Raw genomic sequence first — 20,985 nt, 5'->3', positions numbered from 1 at the left:
GCGTGGCACGCACCGATCAAGACACCTGGGACCTGGCGTCGAGCGTGGGGGCGACCGCGACCTGGGTCGCCGCCTGCCGCGCTCTTGCCGGCAAGGGCCCGGACGCGCTGATCGACGACCCGTTCGCCGATCCGCTGGTGCGCGCGGTGGGTGCGGATTTCTTCATCCGAGTGCTCGACGGCGAAATCACCGATGAGACCGGCGGTCTGGACCCCGACGCGGACCCCGATGCAGAATTCAATCTGCGGCGAATGGTCAACATGATGGCCGTGCGCACTCGGTATTTCGACGAATTCTTCACCGACGCCACCGCCGCGGGTGTGCGCCAGGCGGTGATCCTGGCCGCGGGCCTGGACTCGCGTGCCTATCGGCTGGATTGGCCCGCGGGCACCGTCGTGTACGAGGTTGATCAACCGGCGGTCGTCGAGTTCAAGACCACCGCGCTGTCGAACCTGGGCGCCGAACCCACGGCCCAGCGCCGGACCATTGCCGTCGACCTGCGCGACGACTGGCTAAACGCGTTGCGCCAAGCAGGTTTTGACGAGACAAAGCCCGCGGCGTGGAGCGCCGAGGGACTGCTGATGTACCTGCCGCCGGAGGCGCAGGATCGGTTGTTCGACGCGATCACCACGCTGAGCGCACCGGGCAGCCGGCTGGCAACCGAATACCACCGCGACGGCATGCCCCTGCTGGAGAAGCGTGCCAAGGCGATGGCCAAGCGCTGGGGACAATTCGGCTTCGACACCGACGTGTCCACGCTCGTCTATCACGGTGAACGCACCCCGGCCGCGGAATACCTCAGCGCTGCCGGCTGGCAGATAACGGCGCGCACCCGCGCCGATCAGTTCGCCAAGGCCGGGCTGCCCGTGCCGCCCGGCGAAGGACTCAAGGCGCTGGAGAACCACATTTCGGTGATTGCCACCTTGCCGTAGCGGCTACTCCGGTCTGGCCGCCGGCGCCCTAACCACCAATGGCACTGCGGGAAAGCACCACGCCAGCTCCGAGCGCGACTTGCGCAGGGCGGCGGTGCCGTAACCGTGCTTGCGGTGCTCGGGGTGAATCCAGATCCGCACGTTCACCTCGCCGGCGAGCAGCTCGCCGAACACCATTCCGACCTTCTCGCCGGAATCGATCGCGACGAACCAGGCGGCCTCTTCGTCGTCTACCCGCTTGAGGGCAGCACGGATCTCGTCGTCGATGTTCCCGGCGGGGACCCGAGAACCATCGCCGGCCTCGCCGATTTCCGCGGTGCGCGTTGCGAACAGGTCGCGGTCCTCGGCGGCGGAGAACGGCCGCAACTCCAGGCTCTCCCCCGAACTCGCCGGCCGCTCGCCGAGCGTGAAGCTCAGCTGCTTGTTCAGGTCTTCGAGTTCGGCGAGGATTTTGCGGCGCGAATCGATGGTGAGCTGCTCGAAGCACATGCCCATCACCGCTTCGGCGGCGGCGTGGGAGGTGTCGAGCAGTTTGACGATCCCCTCGACCGCGACTGCTTTGTTCTCCGACTCCACCACGACGTCGGCTATTTCATGCCGGCGTTCAAGAGCTTTCAGAAGGGCGTCTGCGATCTCTCTGCGGGCGGCTTTGCGGTCCTGGTCAGTCATTGCACCAGACTAGAACGCCAACCCGAGTATCGCGCTAGATCCTCGACTCTGGTCGGCGCGACGGGCACTCGCCCAGTGCCAGGAAACGCCGGTAGCGGTCCTGCACCGCGGCTGCCCAGGCGGGATCGGGGTCGACGATGCGCCCGGTGCAGGCCCAGCGGGCGGCATCGGCGATCGACGTTTCCAGCCCGGCCGCCATCCGGGCCAGGAAGGCCGCTCCCAGCGCCGCGCCCTCGGCCACCGCGGATACCTCCACCGGGCGGCCGGTGGCGTCGGCGATGGCCTGCATCCATGGCTGCAGCCGGGTGCCGCCGCCGGTGGCCACGATGCGCGACACCGGCGCTCCACTGAGTTCGATCAGCTGACGAACGACGAATCCCGACGCCTCGTAGGCGGCTCTGCGCAATGCGCCGGGGCCGTGGGTCAGGTCGATGCCGTCGAGCACGGCGCGGCGGTCCGGGTCGTGGAACGGCGTGCGTTCACCGCGAATGTAGGGCGACCACACCGGGATCCGGCGCGGATCGATCGTGGGGAAGGCGTCGGCGCGGTCGGCGGGTCCCAGGACGCGATCCACCCAGCCGAGAAACAGCCCGCCCGCGTTGCTGGCGCCGCCGATCTGGCTCTTGGGCGCCTTGGTGTGCGGAATGGTCCACAGCCCCGGCACCTGGCGGGCCTCGGGAATGGTGACCCACACGATCAGGGTGGTTCCGCACATCACCAGCACCTCGCCGTCGCGATCGGCGCCGGCCACCATCTGCTCGCACAGCGCGTCGACGGCACCCGTGCCGAGCACGGTTCGGGTCCCGGGTAGCTGCCCGGCCGCGGCGCCGATCGTCTCCACCCGCGGCAGCTGCGCCGGGGCGGCGCCGCGTTCGGCGCAGGCGGCCTGATTCCAGCCGGTGCCGTCGAACAGGGGGTACGAGGTGGCCGCGGTGGCGAAGTCGATGACCGCCTCGCCGGCCAGCGCGTGGTTGGCCACCGCCGGCGCCGGCCAGTACCCGGCCGCCCCGGGGGCTTCGGCGGCCGTCCAACGCAGGAACTCGGCGGCTTCACCCAGCGCGGGAAGCGGCTGATCGCCGTCGACCCGGCCTCGCTCGTCGCCGTAGAGCAATCCCGGGGTAAACGGCCGGCCCGCGGCATCGACGGCGGTCAGCGAGGGAACCATCGCCGAAACGGCCACCGCGCGGGGCTCGGGCCCGGGAACCAACTGACGCACCTGATCGAGGGCGGCCACCGGGCCGCGCCGCCACGCCTCGTCGGCGTCGTGCTCGAGCCGGTTGGGCGCGGGCACCCGAACGTGATGGGGAATGCGAACCCGCGCCGTCACGCGGCCGTCGGCGTCGGCGGCGACCGCTTTGACCGCCGTTGTGCCGATGTCGATGCCGATTGTGACGCCGTTGCGTGACACGGGCGTCACCGTACGCCAGCATTGGCATTCGTGACATCAAGACCGCGCGCCCTGGTGACGGCCCCGCTGCGTGGTCCGGGGTTCGCCAAACTCCGCCGGCTGGCCGATGTGGTGTACGACCCCTGGATCGAGACGGCCCCGCTGCGGATCTACGGCCCCGAGCAGTTGGCCGAACGGATCACCGCCGAAGCCGCCGACGTCGTTGTGGTGGAGAGCGACTCCGTGCGTGGACCGGTGTTGGACCTGGGTCTGCGTGCGATCGCATCCACCCGCGGCGACCCCAACAACGTCGACATCGCCGGGGCCACCTCGGCAGGCATCCCGGTGCTGAATACGCCGGCCCGCAACGCCGATGCGGTCGCCGAGATCGCGGTAGCTCTGCTGTTGGCCGCCACCCGCCACGTGCTGACCGCTGACTCGGATGTGCGCAGCGGCAACACGTTTCGCGACGGCAGCATTCCCTATCAGCGCTTCCGGGGGTGGGAGATCGCGGGGCGCACCGCCGGGCTGGTGGGGCTTGGCGCCGTCGGCCGCGCGCTGCGGTGGCGGTTGACCGGGCTGGGCATGCGGGTCATCGCGCACGACCCGTATCACGACGAAGCCCGGCACCGCCTCGACGAACTGCTGAGCGAGGCCGACGTCATCTCGTTGCACGCACCGGTCACCGACGAGACCACCGGGATGATCGGCGCGAAGGAATTCGCCGCGATGCGCGACGGCGTGGTTTTCCTCAACACCGCCCGCGCGCAACTGCACGACACCGACGCGCTCGTGGACGCGCTGCGCAGTGGCAAGGTGGCCGCGGCGGGCCTGGACCATTTCGTGGGCGAGTTTCTGGCGACGGACCACCCGCTGGTCGGTATGCCCAATGTCGTGCTGACACCGCACATCGGCGGGGCCACCTGGGACACTGAGGCACGGCAGGCGCAGATGGTCGCCGACGATCTGGAAGCGTTGCTGTCCGGCAACACGCCCGCCCATATCGTCAACCCGGAGGTGCTGGGGTCATGATGTTCGTCGACAACCCGGAAACCGCGGTGCTGGACGCGGCCAAAGACATGCTGCGTCGCGGGCTCGTCGAGGGCACCGCCGGCAACATCTCGGCACGACGCCGCGACGGCAACATCGTGATCACCCCCTCGTCGGTCGACTATCGCGACATGGAGCTCGACGACTTGGTGCTCATCGACCCGCAAGGCGCCGTGCAGCACGCAAAGGACGGCCGGGCGCCATCGTCGGAAATGCAACTGCACCTGGCGGCCTATCACGCATACGACGACATCGGCAGCGTGATCCACAGTCATCCGGTGTGGGCGACCATGTTCGCGATCGCGCATGAGCCGATTCCGGCCTGCATCGACGAATTCGCGGTCTACGTCGGCGGCGACGTCCGGTGCGCCGACTACGCCGCGTCCGGAACCCCCGACGTCGGGGTCAACGCGGTCAAAGCCCTGGAAGGCCGCGGCGCCGCCCTGATCGCCAACCACGGCCTGGTCGCGGTGGGACCCCGCCCGGACAAGGCCCTGCACATCACCGCCCTCATCGAGCGCACGGCTCAAATCGTTTGGGGTGCAAGGTCTCTCGGTGGTCCGGTGCCGATTCCCGAAGACGTGAACCGCAACTTCGCCGGTGTCTACGGCTACCTGCGCACCAACCCCCGATGAGCCGCGTGCGTCTCGGCCGCGCCTGCGTGGCGCGTATCGTGGAATTCCAGTTCGAATTGGGGACAAAGTCTTTCGCGCACACCCCGCGTGACGGCTGGCACGACAACGCCGACCTGCTGGTGCCCGACTTCTTCGACCCCGGCACCGAGAAGTGGCGCATCGCGGTGCAAAGCTGGGTCGTCGAGGTCGACGGGCTGACCGTCGTCGTGGACACCGGCGTGGGCAACGACCGTCAGCGCCCGCACATGCCGCCGCTGGATCAGCTGAACACCGCGTTCCTCACCGCGTGGGAGTCAGCCGGCGTCGACCGCGCCGCGGTGGACGTGGTGATCAACACCCACATTCACTCCGACCACGTCGGGTGGAACACGATGCTCGACGGCGACGTGTGGGTCCCGACGTTCCCCAACGCCCGATACCTCGCGCCCGCAGCCGATTACCGTTACTTCGCCCCCGACGGGCCGGTGGCGCGGCGATCGCCGCGCACCGAGCAGGAGGCGACCCAGCAGCGCGGTGATCAGTTGGTGTTCGCCGACAGCGTGCTGCCCATCGACGAGGCCGGACAGCTCGTCTGCTGGTCGGACGACTACCAGATCAGCCCGTCACTGCGCCTGCGGCCGGCCGCGGGACACACCCCGGGCTCGTCGGTGCTGTGGCTGGATGCGGGAGTGCCCACGGTCTTCGTCGGCGACATCACGCACAGCCCGTTGCAGGTGCGCCGTCCGGCCGACCCCTGCGCGTTCGACGTCGACGCCGCGGCTGCCGCGGCGACCCGGCACCGGATCTTCACCGAGGCCGCGCAGGCACGCGCCACCGTGATCCCCGCGCACTATCCCGGCCACGGCGGCGCGTCGTTGCGCGCCGTCGACGACCGGTTCGAAGTCGACGAATGGTTGGAGATCGAAAGGCTATGACTTATCGGGTAGTTCAATGGTCGACTGGGAACATCGGCAAGCGAGCACTCGGTGCCCTGATCGATCGTGACGATTTCGAGGTCGTCGGCGTCCACGCGTTCGGGCCCGACAAAGTCGGTTGTGACGCGGGAGTTCTCGCCGAGCGTCCCCCGATCGATGTGTCCGCCACCGCGGATGTCGACGCGTTGATCGAGCTGGCACCGGATTGCGTGAACTACATGCCTCGCGTCATCGACTTCGAATTGGTGGACAGGCTGCTGCGCACCGGCATCAACGTGGTGACCACGGGAGACTTCCTGACCGGTTCGCACCACCCGGTCGAGCGGGCGGCGCTGCGGGAGGCGGCGCTTCATGGCGGCGCGACCTTTCTGGGAACGGGATTCGAGCCGGGGTTCATCAACGTCGTCGCCGGTTTCCTCACCGGCGCGTGCCGAAAAGTGGACAGCGTCAAGCTTGTTGAGACATTGGACTGCACCACCTATCCCGTGCAGGACGTATGGAAGGTGCTCGGATTCGGCAAGCCGCCGCGAGAGCCGGTGACGCACCTCGACCCGTCGGCACAACGCTACGGGCTCGGCTACTTCGAGACGCTCGACATGATCGCAACCATGCTCGGCGTCGAACTCGACTCCAAGGAAGCATTCGTCGAGCCCGCGGTGCTGACCCGGGATCTGGATCTGGGATGGGTTGAGTACGCAGCCGGCACTGCCGGGGGCCAGCGCCGCACCTATCGCGGTCTGCGCAACGGCCGCCCGGTGATCGAGCTCGCGATTTGCTGGACGATGAGCAGCGACGCGCTGGATCCGCAATGGGAAGACCCCGAAGGTTTCAGCGTGGTGATCGACGGCGAACCGTATGTCGACGCGACGATCCGGTTCGGCCATCCGGGCCAAGATGCGATGACGGTGCTGATGGACAGCACCGCCATCGCGGCGGTCAACGCCATCCCCTTCCTCTGCGACGCGCCCCCTGGCATCATCACCCCAATTGATCTGCCGATCATGGGATCTCGCGGCGCAATGGCCTAGGCAGCGCGACGGCGCCAGTCCCGCGGCGGCATGCCGTGCTCCCGGGTGAACTGCCGGCTGAAGTAACCGGGATCGAATACCCCGACCCGCCGGGCGATCTCGGCGACCGGGAGATCCGTTTCCTCCAGCAAGGTGCGCGCTTGCGCCATCCGGCGTTCGATGATCCACTCACCCACGGTGCGTCCGGTGCGGCGGCGCACCACCGTGGTGAGATGCCCCGGCGTGATGCCGAGTTCGCCGGCCACGTCGCGCAGCGACAACGCCTCGCCCTTACGGCGGTCGAGCACCGCGAACACGTCGGCCAGCAGCGGTTCACCGCTGCGCTTGAGATCGGCCACCACATCACGGGCCAGCCGCGCGAGCTCGATCAGCAGTAGCGTCAAGTGCGCCAGGGCCGCCTGTCGATGGCCCTCCTGCCGGGCAGTGAGTTCGGCTTCGATCGATCGGATCGAGTTGTCCCACATGGGTCGTCGGTCCTGAGGTATCTCCAGGCGCAAAACCCCACCGGAAAATCCGTGCAGAAAGGGGAAGAGCAGCGGGTGCCCCCGCCAGGCCGGCCACGGCGAGCGGCCGTCCAATCCGAGCGCGGCGGGATCGAAGAACACCGCGACTCCGGCATCCAAGTCTTCCAGCTGCGCCGGGTCGAGCACCTCGCCGGCCGCGGCCACGTAGACCAGGCCCGCCGCGGGCACGTACCACAGCGCCGGGAAGTCGTGAATGTGACGGCCCCGCTCGCCGAGATCGCCCATGTGGCGGTGCAGCGACACCGGAGACATGTTCGGATCGGTGCGATATTGATAGATCGGGACACCGGCGCGGTGGCCGACCAGCCGGGGTGCCTGCGTCATGATTGCAAAATATAGTCCTATTTTTGGCGATGATCACCTAATTGCACAGTGGCCCAGCCGTCCACTATGGAGCACATGACTAAACATCATCCACATGACTACCTGCCTGCTACGGGTCACGCTGCTTTTCTGCCCGCGTACGACGTGATCGCCCGGGTCATGGGCCTCGACAGCGTCTATCGGCGGCTCATCACTCAAGCCGACATCGCCGACGGTCAGCGCGTCCTGGAGATAGGTTGCGGCACCGGCAATCTCGCGATTCGCGCCAAACGTGCCCAGCCTTCGGCCGACGTGACCGGGTGCGACCCGGACCCCCGAATGTTGGCGGTCGCGAGGCGCAAGGCCGCCCGACTGGCCGGCATTCGGTTCGAACAGGGTTATGCCGAGCGGCTTCCTTACGCCGACGGCGAATTCGACCGGGTCCTGTCGTCGATGATGCTGCACCACATCAACGACGATGCGAAGCCGGCAGCGGCAGCCGAAATATTTCGGGTGTTGCGTCCCGGCGGCAGGCTGCACCTGGTGGACATCGGCGGCGAGGAGACCAGCGGCGGCTGGCTGGCACGGCTTATCCGGCACAACCCGCACGCGGTCGGCAACCTCGGCGACGCGGTGCCCAGACTGCTGCGCGCGGCGGGATTCGACTGCACCGAAGTCGCCACCTCGCGGCAACGCATCGTCGGCCAACTCACCTACTACCAGGCCACCCGGCCCGCTTAGGCGCAAGACTGACCTGCGTCGCGTACGCCATTCGTCAAAGTCGCCCCGAATCGCGGGAAGCGTACAGTGGTGGAGCTTGTTATATCAGCTAAGTATTAGCGAAGGTAAGCTAAATACATCCTATTGAGGGGGCACCTGAATGACTTCTTCCACCAGATACGACGGCGACACCTGGGACCTGGCGTCCAGCGTCGGGGTCACGGCCACGATGGTCGCGGCCGCGCGCGCGATCGCGTCCCGCGCCGAACGCCCGCTGATCAACGACCCGTTCGCCGAACCACTGGTCGAGGCTGTCGGCGTTGATCTACTCTCCCGGCTGGCCAGTGGCGAACTGGACCCCGCCGAGCTGAACGACGTCCACGACGGCGCGGCGGGATCGGCCGGCGCGATGTCGCGGATGGCCGACAACATGGCCGTGCGCACCAAGTTCTTCGACGAATTCTTCACCGACGCCACGAAGGCCGGTATCAAGCAGGTTGTGATCCTGGCGTCCGGGCTCGACTCCCGCGCCTACCGGTTGGCATGGCCCGCCGGCACGGTGGTCTACGAGGTAGACCAGCCGCAGGTCATCGAATTCAAGACCAAGGCGCTGGCGAACCTGGGCGCCGCACCGACCGCCGATCGCCGGGTGGTGGCCATCGACCTGCGCGACGACTGGCCCACCGCGCTGCGCACCGCCGGCTTCGACCCGGCCCAGCCCGCGGCATGGAGCGCCGAAGGCCTGCTCGGCTATCTGCCGCCGGAGGCCCAGGACCGGCTGCTGGACACCATTACCGCGCTGAGCGCGCCGGGCAGCCGGCTGGCCACCGAGAGCGCGCCCAACCCGGAGCCCGGTGAAGAGGACAAGATGCGCGAGCGCATGCAGACCATCGCCGAACGGTGGCGTGCGCACGGGTTCGACCTGGACATGGCGGGTCTGGTCTACCTCGGCGACCGCAACGAGGCGGTCGACTACCTGGCCGAACGCGGCTGGCGCCTGCAGAGCAGCAGCATCCGGGAGTTGTTCGCGGACAACGGCTTCGAACCCCTTGTGGACGATGACATGCGGATGGGCGAGATGCTCTACACCAGCGGCACCCTGCAAAAGAAAGCGAAATAGATGAGCACTGACTCAGGACGTACCGAAGGCGACAGCTGGGACCTGGCCAGCAGCGTGGGAGCGACGGCCACCATGGTCGCCGCGTCCCGCGCCGTGGCTTCGCAGGGACCCGACGCGCTACTTGACGACCCCTACGCGGATCCGCTGGTGCGGGCCGTCGGGCTGGATGTCTTCGTCCGGGTGATCGACGGCAAGATCGATTTCGAAGACGACGCGCTGCTCAACCGCCAGGCGCGGATCCATCAGATGACGGTGCGCACCCGGTTCTTCGACGACTTCTTCACCAGCGCAACCGAAAACGGTGTGCGGCAGGCGGTGATCCTGGCGTCGGGTCTGGACACCAGGGCCTATCGGCTCGCGTGGCCGGCCGGCACGGTGGTCTACGAGATCGACCAGCCCCAGGTCATCGCGTTCAAGACCGACACACTGGCCGGTATCGGCGCCGAGCCGAGTGCGCAACGCCGTACCGTCGCGATCGACCTGCGCGACGACTGGCCCGCGGCGCTGCGGGCGGCCGGCTTCGACGTCACCCAGCCGACCGCCTGGAGTGCGGAAGGACTGCTGCCCTACCTGCCGCCGGAGGCCCAGGACCGGTTGTTCGACCACATCACCGCGCTGAGCGCGCCGGGCAGCCGGGTCGCCACCGAGCATGTGCCCGACCCCAACGCGTTCACCAACGAGCGCTTGCAGCAGATCAGCGACCGGTGGCGCAGCTTCGGGTTCAACCTGAACGCGGCCGACCTGTTCTACCAGGGCGAGCGCAGCGTCGTGGTGGACTATCTGAACACGCACGGCTGGCAGGTAGAGGCGCATTCGGCCAAGGAACTGTATGCCCGCAACGGGTTTGAGTTTCCCTCCGACGAGATGACGGCCGCCTTCGGCGACATGAGCTATGTGGACGCGACGCTGAAGTAGGGCTTGGTTAGGGTCGTCTCATGCCTCGCGCACACGACGATAATTGGGATCTGGCGTCCAGCGTGGGCGCGACCGCAACCATGGTCGCGACCGGGCGCGCCATGGCGACGAAGGATCCCCGCGGTCTGATCAACGATCCGTTCGCCGAGCCACTCGTGCGCGCGGTCGGGGTGGATTTCTTCATCAAGATGATGGACGGCGAGCTCGACCTGTCGGCCATCGAGAACGCCACGCCGATCCGCATGCGGTCGATGGTCGACGGGATGGCGGTGCGTACGAAGTATTTCGACGACTACTTCCTCAGCGCCACCGCCGCCGGCGTGCGCCAGGTGGTGATCCTCGCGTCCGGGTTGGACTCGCGCGTCTACCGGTTGCCGTGGCCCGCCGAGACGGTGGTGTACGAAATCGACCAGCCACAGGTAATCGATTTCAAGACAACCACTTTGGCCGATATCGGGGCTAAGCCGACCGCTATCCGGCGCACCATTCCGATCGATCTGCGCCAGGACTGGCCGGCCGCACTTCGGGCCGCCGGGTTCGACGCCACCACGCCGACCGCGTGGCTGGCCGAGGGGCTGCTGATCTACCTGCCGCCCGAAGCCCAGGACCTGTTGTTCGACAACATCACCGCCCTGTCCGTGCCGGGCAGCACGATCGCCACCGAATTCGTCCCGGGCATCGTGGATTTCGATGCCGATCGGGTGCGCGAGATGTCGGGCTCCTTCCGGGAGCACGGCGTCGACATCGACATGGCGTCGCTGGTGTACGCCGGGCAGCGCAACCACGTCGTCGACTATCTGGGCACTAAGGGCTGGACCGTCGAGGGCGTCACGCGCACGGAGTTGTTCGGCCGAAACGGCCTCGAGGTGCCGCCGCCGGAAAACGATGACCCGCTCGGCGAGATCATCTTCATCAGCGGCCGGCTCGACGGCTAGAGGCGATCGCAAGCGCGGCGTAGCCGGGCGCGTGGGGGCACCTCCCGCTTGCGGGGGAGGGTCGCCTCCATCGAGCTAGAAGCGCGACTCCCCCAGCCACAACACGCTGGCACCGCTGACCGCCTGCTCGAGGTTCTCCACCACCGCGGCAACCGTGCGGCCGAGCAGTGCGCCCAGCGCCTCCGGCAGCGATGCGGCGGCCGGCTGCGAGGACGCCCGGGGGCGTACCAGCGCAAGCAACGAGGATCCCGGGAAGTTGGCGATCCGCACATCGGCGTCCTCGTCCAGGCCGGCCAGGACCTTGGCGCGGCGCACCGCGGTGCGCAAGCCGCCGAGTTCGTCGACCAGGCCGCGTTCGAGTGCGTCGGCTCCGGTCCAGACCCGCCCCTGGGCCACCGCGTTGACGGCCTCGGTGGTCAGGTTGCGACCGTCGGCCACCCGCTGCACGAAGTCGTCGTAGATCAGGTCAGCCTCGGCCTCTCGGTCGGCCCGCTGCTGCGCGGTGAAGGGCACATCGGTCGACCACGCGTCGGCATTGGCGTTGGTGCGCACCGCATCCGAGGACACTCCGAAGCGCTCCTTGAGATCGCGAAACACCAGCTTCCCGGTGATCACACCGATCGAACCGGTGATCGTGGCCGGACTGGCGACGATCGCGTCGGCGGCCATCGCGGCGTAGTAACCGCCGGACGCGGCGACCGAGCCCATCGATGCCACTACCGGCTTGCCGCGTTCGCGGGCCCGCGCGACCTCGCGCCAGATGGTCTCCGACGCGGTGACCGAACCGCCGGGGCTGTCGATCCGCAGCACGATCGCCGCTACCGAATCGTCGCGCGCGGCCTCCCGCAGGGCCGCCGCGATCGTGTCGGCGCCGGCACTGGAGTTGCCGAACGGCAGGAACTGCGGGCCGCCGCGCCCGTTGACGATCGGCCCCTGCAGCGTGATCACGGCGAACGTGGGCTTGGGGCGGCGGCCGGGAATCGGGGGCGCCGGCGGCACCAGCCGTGACCGGGACGCGGCGGAATAACGCGTCAGATTGAGCCGCGGCGCCAGCTTTTCCGGGTCAGCCTCGGGGTCATCTTCGTCAGCCGAAACACCTTCCACGCCAATCAATTCCGCGATTCGCGCGTGAGCCTGATCACGGAAGCCGATCCGGTCGACCAGACCGGAGGACACCGCGTCATCGCGCAGCAGCGGGGCCCGGTCGGCCAGGGCGTCGAGCCCTGCCGCGTCGATCTTGCGTGACTCGGCGATCCCGTGCCACACCTGGTCCTGCAGACTTGCCAGCATTCGGGTGACCGCTTCGCGATGGGCTTCGGTAAACCCCTCTTCGGTGAAAACGTTTGCCGCCGACTTGTATTCGCCTCTGGCGACGAACTCGGCCTCGATCCCCGCCTTGTCCAGCGCGGTGCGCAAGAAGGTCGCGTTGCTCGCGAAGCCGATCAGCCCGACGCTGCCCGACGGCTGCATCCAGACCTCGCTGAACGCCGAAGCCAGGTAGTAGGACAACGTCCCCGGGTAGGTTTCGGCCCAGGCCAGCGATGGCTTGACCGCGCTGAACGCGGCGATCGCCTCGCGCAGCTCCTGGACCGCGGCCGGCGGTGCGGCCGCGAGTTGCACGCGCGCGATCAGCCCGGCCACCCGGGAGTCCTCGGCGGCGCGGTGGATCGCGGCGACCGCCTGGCGCAGGGTTATCGGCCGCTCCGCCCCGGTGACGAACGCCATCGGCTCGAAGCCCGCCGTCTCGGGCGGCACCGAACGCAGGTTGAATTCCAGCACGCAGCCACTGGGGACACCGTGGTGACGAGCCGTATCGACGCGCCCGGCCAGGGCACGCACGTCGTCGACACCGGGCAGCGGAGGCAGAAAGGCGAACATGCTCTGCAGCGTACCGATCGACGCCCGTAGGGTGAGTTCGTGAGGTTCTCGATCGCCATCCCGCAGTTCGACTACGACGTCTTCGACACCGAGGGGATGCGCTCCTATGTGATGCGCGCCGAAGAACTGGGATTCGAAGGAATCTGGACGCTCGAGCAAACCATCGGCCGCGGGCCGCTGCTGGCACCGCTGGAGCTGCTGTCGTACTGCGCGGCTTTCACCGAGCGACTGCGGCTGGGGGTGGCCGTGCTGGTGACGTCCCAGCACGAACCCCTGCAGCTGGCTTCGGCGGTGGCCACGGTCGACCGCATCAGTCACGGCCGGCTGGACATCGGTGTCGCACCGGGGCGCGGCGGGCCCACACTCGCGGCGTTCGGCGTCGAAAAGGACACGTTCATCTCGTATTTCACCGAGGGCCTGACCCTGATGAAGGCGGCATGGTCCGACGAGCCGACAGTGAACTTCCACGGCCGGTTCCGTGACGTCGCCGACCTGCCGTTCCAACCCAAGCCGGTGCAGCGTCCGCACCCGCCGATCTGGTTCGGCGGGATGGCCCCCAAGGCCTTGGCCCGGGCGGTGCGCCACGGGGACGCCTACATGGGCCCGGGCGCGTCGCCCACCGAAGCCTTCGCCGAAGCCGTCCCGATCGTGCGCCGCGAACTCGACGAACAGCAGAAGGACCCGGCCCACTTTCCGATCAGCAAGCGCGTATATCTGATGGTCGACGACGACGCCGCACGTGCCCGCGAGCGGGTGCTCGACGGGCTGGAGCGCACCTACAGCGGCGTGATATCCGGCATCGAGGCGGTTCCGGTGTCCGGAACGCCCGATGACGTCGTCCGTGGGCTCCAAGAGGTGCTCGACGCCGGCGCCCAGACCCTGTTGCTCAATCCCCTGGGCGCCGACGTCGCGGAGAACCGCGAGCAGATGGAACGCCTTGCCGCGGAAGTGATTCCGCAGCTCGGTTAGTCAGCGGCCAAGCTTCTTCCGCAGCCAGGCACCGATCTCGGCGATCGCGTCGTCGGTCTCGGGCACCCAGCCCGCGCCGATGATGAAGGAGTGCTGACCACCCTCGACTTCGCCCACCAAGACGTCGTTTCCGGCCGCTTCGAGGCGGCGGGCGAACTCGGCATCCTCACCCGCCAGCACTTCGTCGCGGCCCCAGAACACCGCGGTCGGCGGCAGTCCCGACAGGTCCGCGGCAAGCAGACTCACCCGGGGGTCGTCGAAACCGACCCCGGTGTCGTCCAGCCAGCATGACCGGAAGAACTCCCCGAGTGGACGCGACAGCAGCCGGTCGCGTTCGGCATTGCTCTCGTAGGTCCCGTTCGTCATCGTCAGGTCGACCCACGGGGAGATCGACACGATCGCACCCGGCAGTGCTGCTCCTTCGTCGCGCAGCGCGATCGCCAGGCCGACCGCGAAGTTGCCGCCGATCGAATGGCCAACGCTGGCAATGTTTTCCGGCCGATAACCCTGCTGCAGGAACCAGTTGTAGGCGGTGCGGACATCATCGACCTGGGCGGGGAATTTGTGTTCGGGTGAACGCCGGAAGTTGAGCACCAGGGATCGCGCGCCCGCCGCCTTCGCGATGTGCGCCGCGGCCTTGCGGTCGGAGTGCATGGACGCGACGACGGTGCCGCCCAGGTGGCCGTGCAGCAACACCCGGTCAGGGTCACTGTCGACGGGAATGCACCACAGCGCCTCGACTCCGCCGGCGTCCACTTCGGCGTAGGTCACGCCCTCGGGTTCCTTGGTCGCCAGATGCATCGACTCGATCACGTCGCGCACCGTGTCCAAGTCGAAGTTGGGGTTGGCGGACCGCGCGCTCAGGGCGCCAAAGAAGTCGGCGAACTCTTTCGCCTGCGTGCTGACCATCGGAGTGCCTCCCACTGGATTTATTGAATAACGATCGTTATCGTAACGGACGTTATCCTATAATGGGGTGAGCGTCAACCCGAAGGGAGGATCCGTGAGATACCCGCCAGATCAGAAGGCACGGGCGCGTGACGCACTCGTGCGGGCCGGCACCCGCTCGCTCAAGACGAGCGGATTCAACGGCATCGGCGTCGACGGACTGGCCGCCGCCGCGGGCGTCACGTCGGGCGCGTTCTATTCGAACTTCCCGAACAAGACGGCGATTCTCGAGGCCGTCATCGAGGCGGGGCTGGGTGAACCGTTCGTCACCGACACCGGCGCGATGACCCCCGACGAGGCGCGGGCCAAGATGATCGCGTTTCTCCGCGAATACATGAACACCGATCACAGCAACGATGTGGCGGGCGGGTGCGTGATGCCCGCGTTGAGCGCGGACGTATCTCGCGCTGAACCGCCCGTCAAAAAGGCCTATGAGCGCAAGATGGCCGCGCTGATCGACCGGATCGCCGAATTACTCGACGGAGAAGAGTCCGACCGCCGGCGACGGGCATGGAGCATCGTCGCCTTGATGGTCGGATCGGTCCTGATCTCGCGCGGCATGCCCGAGCAGAGCGAAAACCGAAGCGCAGTACTAGATTCCGCGCTCACCACGGCGTCCGCATTGATGGATGCGGAGTCCGCGGACTAAGAGACCTCGGTGGCCGAGCCGCCCGCGGCGGTGATCTTCTCGCGGGCGCTGCCGCTGAACTTGTGCGCGGAGACGTCGACCTTGACGGCCAGGTCGCCGTCGCCGAGGACCTTCACCAACGAGTTCTTGCGAACCGCGCCCTTGGCGACCAGTTCGGCGACGCCGATGGCACCGCCCTCAGGGAATAGCCGGCTGATGTCACCGACGTTGACGATCTCGTACTCGGTACGGAACCGGTTCTTGAATCCCTTGAGCTTGGGCAGTCGCATGTGGATAGGCATCTGACCACCCTCGAAGGTCACCGGCACGTTCTTACGTGCCTTGGTGCCCTTGGTACCGCGGCCAGCGGTCTTGCCCTTCGAGCCCTCACCGCGGCCAACGCGGGTGCGCGCCGTCTTCGACCCGGGGGCCGGCTTCAGGTCGTGCAGTTTGATGGTCATTTAGTCTCCTCCACCTCAACCAGGTGGCTCACCTTCGCGATCAGCCCGCGGGTCGCTGCGTTGTCCTCGCGGACCACCGACTGGCGAATCTTTCGCAGCCCGAGGGTGCGCAGGGATTCGCGCTGCTTCCAGCGCGCCCCGATGATGCCGCGCACCTGGGTGATTTTCAGCTGGCTCATTGCTGTGCCGTTCCTTCACGCGCTGCACTGGCGGCCAGCGCTTCACTTTCCCGTCGCGCCTTCAGCATTCCGGCCGGGGCGACATCCTCGATCGGCAGGCCGCGGCGAGCGGCCACCTCCTCCGGGCGCTGCAACAGCTTGAGCGCGGCCACCGTGGCGTGCACCACGTTGATCGCGTTGTCACTGCCCAGCGACTTGGCCAGGATGTCGTGCACCCCAGCGCATTCCAGCACGGCGCGCGCGGCGCCGCCGGCGATCACACCGGTACCGGGGCTGGCCGGGCGCAGCAGCACCACACCCGCGGCCGCCTCGCCCTGCACCGGGTGAGTGATGGTCCCGCCGATCAGCGGGACCCGGAAGAAGCCCTTGCGCGCCTCTTCCACGCCCTTGGCGATCGCGGCCGGAACTTCCTTGGCCTTGCCGTAGCCGACGCCGACCATGCCGGCGCCGTCACCCACGATGACCAGAGCGGTGAAGCTGAAGCGCCGTCCGCCCTTGACCACCTTCGAAACACGGTTGATCGCGACGACCCGCTCCAGGTAGTTGCTCTTGTCTCCGTCACGGTCACGGTCGCGGCCGCGGCCACCGCCGCCGTCGCGCCGACCCCGCCCGTCACGGGAGTCGCGGGAATCGCGGCCGTCACGGCTGTCCGGGGCGCCTTGCCCCCCAGCGGACTGCTCCGCCATTATGCGGTCCTTCCAGTTGTCATCAGAATTTCAATCCGTTCTCGCGCGCGGCGTCCGCCAGCGCGGCGATCCGTCCGCCGTAGCTGTAACCGCCACGGTCGAACACCACGCTGTCGATGCCGGCGGCCTTGGCGCGCTCGGCGATCAATTGGCCGACCCGCACACTGTGGGCCTTCTTGTCGCCGTCGAGTCCGCGAACATCGGACTCGATGGACGACGCGGCCGCCACCGTGGTGCCGGTGAGGTCGTTGACCAGCTGCACGTGAATGTGTCGCGCCGACCGGTTCACCACCAGCCGCGGACGCTCCGAGGTGCCGGAGATCTTCTTGCGCAGCCGGGCGTGCCTGCGCAGCCGCGCGACGCGGCGAGTCGCGGAGATGTTCTTGCCCACCGGCTTTTGCGTTTCAGCCTGTGTTTTCGCCATGGCTACTTACCTGTCTTTCCGACCTTGCGGCGGACCTGCTCACCCTCGTAGCGCACGCCCTTGCCCTTGTACGGGTCGGGACGGCGCAGGCGGCGGATGTTCGCCGAAATCTGGCCGACTTTCTGCTTGTCGATCCCGGTGACGCTGAACTTCGTCGGCGTCTCCACCGCGAACGTGATGCCCTCGGGCGCCTCGATCAACACGGGATGGCTGTATCCCAGCGCGAACTCGAGGTTGCGGCCCTTGAGCTGCACCCGGTAGCCGACCCCGAAAATCTCCATCTTGGTGGTGTAGCCCTCGGTCACGCCGGTGACCAGGTTGGACACCAGCGTGCGCGAAAGCCCGTGCAGCGAGCGGTTTTCCCGCTCGTCGTCCGGACGGTTGACCACGATCGCACCGTCTTCGCTGCGAACCACCGTGATCGGCTCGGCAACGGTCAGGTCCAGGCTGCCCTTGGGTCCCTTGACCGAGACCTTCTGGCCGTCGATCGTTACGTCGACTCCGGCGGGAACCGGAATCGGCTTCTTACCAATGCGCGACATGGTTACCCCCTCACCACACGTACGCGAGGACTTCGCCGCCCACGCCTTGTCTGGCTGCCTGACGGTCGGTGAGCAGACCTGACGACGTCGAGATGATCGCCACGCCCAGCCCGCCGAGCACGCGCGGCAAGTTGGTGGATTTCGCGTACACCCGCAGACCGGGCTTGGAGACCCGGCGCAGGCCGGCAATGCTGCGTTCCCGGCTGGGTCCGTACTTGAGCTGAACGACCAGCGCCTTGCCGACCCGAGCATCTTCGGTCCGGAAGTCGCTGATGTATCCCTCGCTCTTGAGGATCTGGGCGATGTTGGCCTTGATCTTGGAGTGAGGCAACGTCACCTCGTCGTGATACGCCGAATTGGCGTTGCGCAGACGTGTCAAAAAGTCTGCGATCGGGTCCGTCATTGTCATGACAGCGTCTGTAACCTTCCTCGCGATGGTTCCCGTTAGGGGCCTGTCGCGCACCTGTTCTGGGTTGGTCTCTCGTCCTGTGCCTGTTACCAGCTGCTCTTCTGCACGCCGGGCAGTTCGCCCGCGTGCGCCATTTCGCGCAGGCAGATCCTGCACAGCCCGAACTTGCGGTAAACCGCACGCGGACGTCCGCACTTGTTGCAGCGGGTGTAGCCACGCACCGCGAAGCGCGGTTTGGCGTTGGCCTTGTTAACCAGTGCCTTCTTAGCCATCTACTCAGTTCTCCTTGAACGGAAAGCCGAGAGCCCGCAACAGCGCCCGTCCTTCGTCGTCGTTCGTCGCCGAAGTGACGACGTTGATGTCCATACCGCGAACCCGGTCGATCTTGTCCACGTCGATCTCGTGGAACACCGACTGCTCGGCCAGTCCGAAGGTGTAGTTGCCGACGCCGTCGAACTGCTTGGGCGAAAGCCCGCGGAAGTCACGAATACGCGGCAGCGCAATGGAAGTGAGCCGGTCGAGGAACTCCCACATCCGGTCGCCCCGCAGGGTGACCCGCGCGCCGATCGGCATGCCCTCGCGCAACTTGAACTGCGCGATGGACTTGCGGGCTTTGCGGATTTCGGGCCGCTGGCCGGTGATCAGGGCCAGGTCGCTGACCGCGCCGTTGATCAGTTTGGCGTCCCGGGCGGCGTCGCCGACGCCCATGTTGACGACGACCTTGGTCACGGTCGGGATCTGCATCACGTTGCCGTAGTTGAATTCCTTGTGCAACGCATCGCGAATTTCGTTGCGGTAGCGCTCTTTCAGGCGCGGCTGCACTTTCTCTGTGGTGGTCACCTTAGATGTCCTTGCCGTTGGTCTTGGCGATACGGACGCGCTTACCGGTCTCCTCGTCGACCCGGTAGCCGACCCGGGTCGGCTTGCCGTCGGAGTCGACCACCATCACGTTGGAGATGTGAATGGGCGCTTCCTGGGTGACGATTCCGCCCGAGCGGGCGCCGCGCTGGTTGGTCGAAACAGCGGTGTGCTTCTTGATCGCGTTGACACCCTCGACCAGCACGCGGTCGCGCTCCGGGTAAACCTTCAGCACTTTGCCTTTGGCGCCCTTGTCCTTGCCCGCGATCACCAGGACGGTGTCGTCCTTCTTGACCTTCATCTACAAAACCTCCGGGGCCAGCGAGATGATCTTCATGAATCGCTTCTCGCGCAGTTCGCGTCCGACGGGCCCGAAGATGCGGGTTCCGCGCGGGTCGTTGTCGGGCTTGATGATTACCGCGGCGTTCTCGTCGAACTTGATGTAGCTGCCGTCGGGACGCCTGCGCTCCTTGACGGTGCGCACCACGACGGCCTTGACGACGTCACCGCGCTTGACGTTGCCACCCGGGATGGCGTCCTTGACGGTGGCGACGATGACGTCACCGATGCCGGCGTAACGTCGCGACGAGCCGCCGAGCACCCGGATGCACAAGATCTCCTTGGCACCCGTGTTGTCGGCGACCTTGAGTCGCGATTCCTGCTGAATCACCCGATCTCCTGACTGAGTTCACGTGTGCACGGCAGGAGAACACCTCGGTAAACCTCGAGAAAGCAAGGCCCACCACAAACCTGACGTGCGCGGTCTTTGTCGCCGAAGGGCACGCGGGGCCCGTGACGTTCGCACGCACCGGCCGAGGTCTGCCCAAGGCAACCCCTAGAGTCTAGGTGAAGACCTGCTCAGCGCCAAATTCCTGGCTGGCCGAATCGCGCCGGCGTCAGTCGCCCTGCCGGATCCAGGCCGCGATGTACAAACTCATCGCCACCACCAGCGCGATCAGCACCCACTGCACGACGGCCTGGTCGATCCACGAACCCGGGGGTGGGGACCCCGGCAGGATATTTCGCAGCGGGACGATCGCGAACAGCATCGCGGCGTACCACGTCCCGAACGGCGGCACGAACTTTCTGCGACCCATCACCATCGGAATGACCACCGACAAGCCCAAGATCGGCAGTGTGACGAGCACGATGCAGATGAAGATGTCGAAGACCAGCGGGCCCTTGGCCCGCTTCATCGTGATGACCAGCTGAGCGTCGTCGAGGCCACGCGAGTTCACTTTGCTGGTCTCGTCGTCACGGCTGACGGTCACATCCCAGCCGTCCAACCCCCCGGTCACCTCGACGCGAGCGGGTAGTTTTCTGCGATCGTCACCGGAGCCGACGAAGGTATCGGCGGAGATCTTCTCGGTTCTGTAGGTGTCGAGCGGCCAGTTGGCCGGATCGCCGTGGGCCTCGATGGTGGTTTCGACCTGTGCCGGCGCCTTGCCTTTCGGGAACTGCAGATCGCCGAGGTCGTTCGTCGGATACAGGCGCACCGCGACGTCGGTGTTCAGCACGTCGAATCGCTTGTCGTACAGCGTGTCCGGGGGATAGACCAGGACATCCACCTTGAGACGATTGGACGTGGTTTTGAAGTCGTCCAGACGCAACTGCACGATCGTGTCGTTGCCGCCACCCTCACTGAGGTCCAGCGGCGGAAGCGGTCCTTCCGAGCGCTGCAAGTAGTGGACACCGAACAGCGAGAGGACGTAGACGCCGACCACCACGGCCAGAATGAAGGCACCCAGTGACAGGCGCGGGCGGTGCCGGTTCAGATAGCTGAGCGGGCCCGACTTCTTCGCCGATGGTTCCTCCGAAGGCGCCTCTGTCGGCGTTTCGGTCGTCATCGGTCCCGGCCGGCAACTCGCTGG

At 67.1% G+C, this 20,985-nt stretch carries 27 protein-coding genes; 11 read left to right on the top strand and 16 right to left on the bottom strand.

Going from position 1 to position 20,985, the window contains the following annotated elements:
- Positions 1-2 precede the first annotated feature (2 nt).
- Positions 3-932 (top strand): class I SAM-dependent methyltransferase, encoded by a 930-nt coding sequence (locus MAAFP003_RS04665; RefSeq protein WP_096284835.1) that lies wholly within the window; start codon positions 3-5, stop codon positions 930-932.
- Between the two features lie 3 nt (positions 933-935).
- On the opposite strand, the gene MAAFP003_RS04660 is transcribed toward MAAFP003_RS04665, so the two are convergent.
- Positions 936-1,601 carry a GNAT family N-acetyltransferase gene (locus tag MAAFP003_RS04660; RefSeq protein ID WP_096284833.1) on the bottom strand — a complete coding sequence of 222 codons (666 nt, stop codon included), beginning with the start codon at positions 1,599-1,601 and terminating at the stop codon, positions 936-938.
- Positions 1,602-1,635: 34 nt separating this feature from the next.
- Positions 1,636-3,009, bottom strand: a complete 1,374-nt coding sequence (locus tag MAAFP003_RS04655) for a xylulokinase (RefSeq protein ID WP_096290879.1) — start codon at positions 3,007-3,009, stop codon at positions 1,636-1,638.
- A 30-nt stretch (positions 3,010-3,039) separates the two neighbouring features.
- Between MAAFP003_RS04655 and MAAFP003_RS04650 the strand changes: the two genes are divergently transcribed.
- Genes MAAFP003_RS04650 through MAAFP003_RS04635 form a run of 4 tightly spaced genes read left to right on the top strand, consistent with a single transcriptional unit; the run spans position 3,040 to position 6,615 of the window.
- On the top strand, positions 3,040-4,020 hold the full coding sequence (locus MAAFP003_RS04650; protein ID WP_096284831.1) for an NAD(P)-dependent oxidoreductase: 981 nt from the start codon (positions 3,040-3,042) through the stop codon (positions 4,018-4,020).
- Positions 4,017-4,673, top strand: coding sequence for an L-fuculose-phosphate aldolase (locus tag MAAFP003_RS04645; RefSeq protein ID WP_096284829.1), 657 nt, complete (start codon positions 4,017-4,019; stop codon positions 4,671-4,673). The genes MAAFP003_RS04650 and MAAFP003_RS04645 overlap by 4 nt, the downstream gene beginning before the upstream one ends.
- Positions 4,670-5,587 carry an MBL fold metallo-hydrolase gene (locus MAAFP003_RS04640; protein ID WP_096284827.1) on the top strand — a complete coding sequence of 306 codons (918 nt, stop codon included), beginning with the start codon at positions 4,670-4,672 and terminating at the stop codon, positions 5,585-5,587. Before MAAFP003_RS04645 ends, MAAFP003_RS04640 begins: the two co-directional genes overlap by 4 nt.
- Complete coding sequence (locus MAAFP003_RS04635) at positions 5,584-6,615, top strand: NAD(P)H-dependent amine dehydrogenase family protein (protein ID WP_207768464.1); 1,032 nt, start codon at positions 5,584-5,586, stop codon at positions 6,613-6,615. Before MAAFP003_RS04640 ends, MAAFP003_RS04635 begins: the two co-directional genes overlap by 4 nt.
- Here MAAFP003_RS04635 and MAAFP003_RS04630 read toward each other — a convergent pair.
- Positions 6,612-7,463, bottom strand: a complete 852-nt coding sequence (locus tag MAAFP003_RS04630; RefSeq protein ID WP_096284823.1) for a helix-turn-helix transcriptional regulator — start codon at positions 7,461-7,463, stop codon at positions 6,612-6,614. The two genes, MAAFP003_RS04635 and MAAFP003_RS04630, sit on opposite strands and share 4 nt — an antisense overlap.
- A gap of 75 nt (positions 7,464-7,538) precedes the next feature.
- Between MAAFP003_RS04630 and MAAFP003_RS04625 the strand changes: the two genes are divergently transcribed.
- The 4 genes from MAAFP003_RS04625 (at position 7,539) to MAAFP003_RS04605 (ending at position 11,132) form a co-directional block, all read left to right on the top strand.
- Positions 7,539-8,183 (top strand): class I SAM-dependent methyltransferase, encoded by a 645-nt coding sequence (locus MAAFP003_RS04625; RefSeq protein WP_423790855.1) that lies wholly within the window; start codon positions 7,539-7,541, stop codon positions 8,181-8,183.
- 139 nt (positions 8,184-8,322) lie between these two features.
- Positions 8,323-9,282 carry a class I SAM-dependent methyltransferase gene (locus MAAFP003_RS04615; RefSeq protein WP_096284819.1) on the top strand — a complete coding sequence of 320 codons (960 nt, stop codon included), beginning with the start codon at positions 8,323-8,325 and terminating at the stop codon, positions 9,280-9,282.
- Positions 9,283-10,197 (top strand): class I SAM-dependent methyltransferase, encoded by a 915-nt coding sequence (locus MAAFP003_RS04610; RefSeq protein WP_096284817.1) that lies wholly within the window; start codon positions 9,283-9,285, stop codon positions 10,195-10,197.
- Between the two features lie 20 nt (positions 10,198-10,217).
- Positions 10,218-11,132, top strand: coding sequence for a class I SAM-dependent methyltransferase (locus tag MAAFP003_RS04605; protein WP_207768463.1), 915 nt, complete (start codon positions 10,218-10,220; stop codon positions 11,130-11,132).
- 75 nt (positions 11,133-11,207) lie between these two features.
- On the opposite strand, the gene sppA is transcribed toward MAAFP003_RS04605, so the two are convergent.
- Complete coding sequence (sppA, locus tag MAAFP003_RS04600; RefSeq protein WP_096284815.1) at positions 11,208-13,010, bottom strand: signal peptide peptidase SppA; 1,803 nt, start codon at positions 13,008-13,010, stop codon at positions 11,208-11,210.
- Positions 13,011-13,049: 39 nt separating this feature from the next.
- Between sppA and MAAFP003_RS04595 the strand changes: the two genes are divergently transcribed.
- Positions 13,050-13,979, top strand: a complete 930-nt coding sequence (locus MAAFP003_RS04595; protein WP_096284813.1) for an LLM class flavin-dependent oxidoreductase — start codon at positions 13,050-13,052, stop codon at positions 13,977-13,979.
- On the opposite strand, the gene MAAFP003_RS04590 is transcribed toward MAAFP003_RS04595, so the two are convergent.
- Positions 13,980-14,888 (bottom strand): alpha/beta hydrolase fold domain-containing protein, encoded by a 909-nt coding sequence (locus MAAFP003_RS04590; RefSeq protein ID WP_096284811.1) that lies wholly within the window; start codon positions 14,886-14,888, stop codon positions 13,980-13,982.
- Positions 14,889-14,982: 94 nt separating this feature from the next.
- On the opposite strand from MAAFP003_RS04590, the gene MAAFP003_RS04585 reads away from it, so the two are divergent.
- Positions 14,983-15,576 (top strand): TetR/AcrR family transcriptional regulator, encoded by a 594-nt coding sequence (locus MAAFP003_RS04585; RefSeq protein ID WP_165796300.1) that lies wholly within the window; start codon positions 14,983-14,985, stop codon positions 15,574-15,576.
- Here MAAFP003_RS04585 and rplO read toward each other — a convergent pair.
- The 11 genes from rplO to MAAFP003_RS04530 form a co-directional block, all read right to left on the bottom strand.
- A complete protein-coding gene (rplO, locus tag MAAFP003_RS04580; RefSeq protein WP_096284807.1) occupies positions 15,573-16,016 on the bottom strand; it encodes a 50S ribosomal protein L15 in 444 nt (147 codons plus the stop codon). The two genes, MAAFP003_RS04585 and rplO, sit on opposite strands and share 4 nt — an antisense overlap.
- Positions 16,013-16,195, bottom strand: a complete 183-nt coding sequence (rpmD, locus tag MAAFP003_RS04575; RefSeq protein ID WP_096284805.1) for a 50S ribosomal protein L30 — start codon at positions 16,193-16,195, stop codon at positions 16,013-16,015. Before rpmD ends, rplO begins: the two co-directional genes overlap by 4 nt.
- On the bottom strand, positions 16,192-16,881 hold the full coding sequence (gene rpsE, locus MAAFP003_RS04570; protein ID WP_096284803.1) for a 30S ribosomal protein S5: 690 nt from the start codon (positions 16,879-16,881) through the stop codon (positions 16,192-16,194). The genes rpmD and rpsE overlap by 4 nt, the downstream gene beginning before the upstream one ends.
- A gap of 22 nt (positions 16,882-16,903) precedes the next feature.
- Entirely contained in the window at positions 16,904-17,305 is a 402-nt protein-coding gene (gene rplR, locus MAAFP003_RS04565) for a 50S ribosomal protein L18 (protein WP_096284801.1), read from the bottom strand.
- Positions 17,306-17,307: 2 nt separating this feature from the next.
- Positions 17,308-17,847 (bottom strand): 50S ribosomal protein L6, encoded by a 540-nt coding sequence (rplF, locus tag MAAFP003_RS04560; protein ID WP_096284799.1) that lies wholly within the window; start codon positions 17,845-17,847, stop codon positions 17,308-17,310.
- 10 nt (positions 17,848-17,857) lie between these two features.
- Positions 17,858-18,256, bottom strand: coding sequence for a 30S ribosomal protein S8 (gene rpsH / locus MAAFP003_RS04555; RefSeq protein ID WP_036466727.1), 399 nt, complete (start codon positions 18,254-18,256; stop codon positions 17,858-17,860).
- A gap of 86 nt (positions 18,257-18,342) precedes the next feature.
- Positions 18,343-18,528 carry a type Z 30S ribosomal protein S14 gene (locus tag MAAFP003_RS04550; RefSeq protein WP_090600437.1) on the bottom strand — a complete coding sequence of 62 codons (186 nt, stop codon included), beginning with the start codon at positions 18,526-18,528 and terminating at the stop codon, positions 18,343-18,345.
- 4 nt (positions 18,529-18,532) lie between these two features.
- Positions 18,533-19,096 carry a 50S ribosomal protein L5 gene (gene rplE, locus MAAFP003_RS04545; protein WP_096284797.1) on the bottom strand — a complete coding sequence of 188 codons (564 nt, stop codon included), beginning with the start codon at positions 19,094-19,096 and terminating at the stop codon, positions 18,533-18,535.
- A gap of 1 nt (position 19,097) precedes the next feature.
- Entirely contained in the window at positions 19,098-19,415 is a 318-nt protein-coding gene (gene rplX, locus MAAFP003_RS04540; protein ID WP_096284795.1) for a 50S ribosomal protein L24, read from the bottom strand.
- Positions 19,416-19,784 carry a 50S ribosomal protein L14 gene (rplN, locus tag MAAFP003_RS04535; protein ID WP_003403649.1) on the bottom strand — a complete coding sequence of 123 codons (369 nt, stop codon included), beginning with the start codon at positions 19,782-19,784 and terminating at the stop codon, positions 19,416-19,418.
- Between the two features lie 226 nt (positions 19,785-20,010).
- A complete protein-coding gene (locus MAAFP003_RS04530; RefSeq protein ID WP_096284793.1) occupies positions 20,011-20,961 on the bottom strand; it encodes a DUF4436 domain-containing protein in 951 nt (316 codons plus the stop codon).
- Between the last annotated feature and the right edge of the window lie 24 nt (positions 20,962-20,985).

Source organism: Mycobacterium ahvazicum, assembly GCF_900176255.2.
GTDB classification, from domain to species: Bacteria; Actinomycetota; Actinomycetes; order Mycobacteriales; family Mycobacteriaceae; genus Mycobacterium; species Mycobacterium ahvazicum.
The sequence above is the reverse complement of the archived record's forward strand: the minus strand, read 5'-3'. Positions and strand labels throughout refer to the sequence as shown.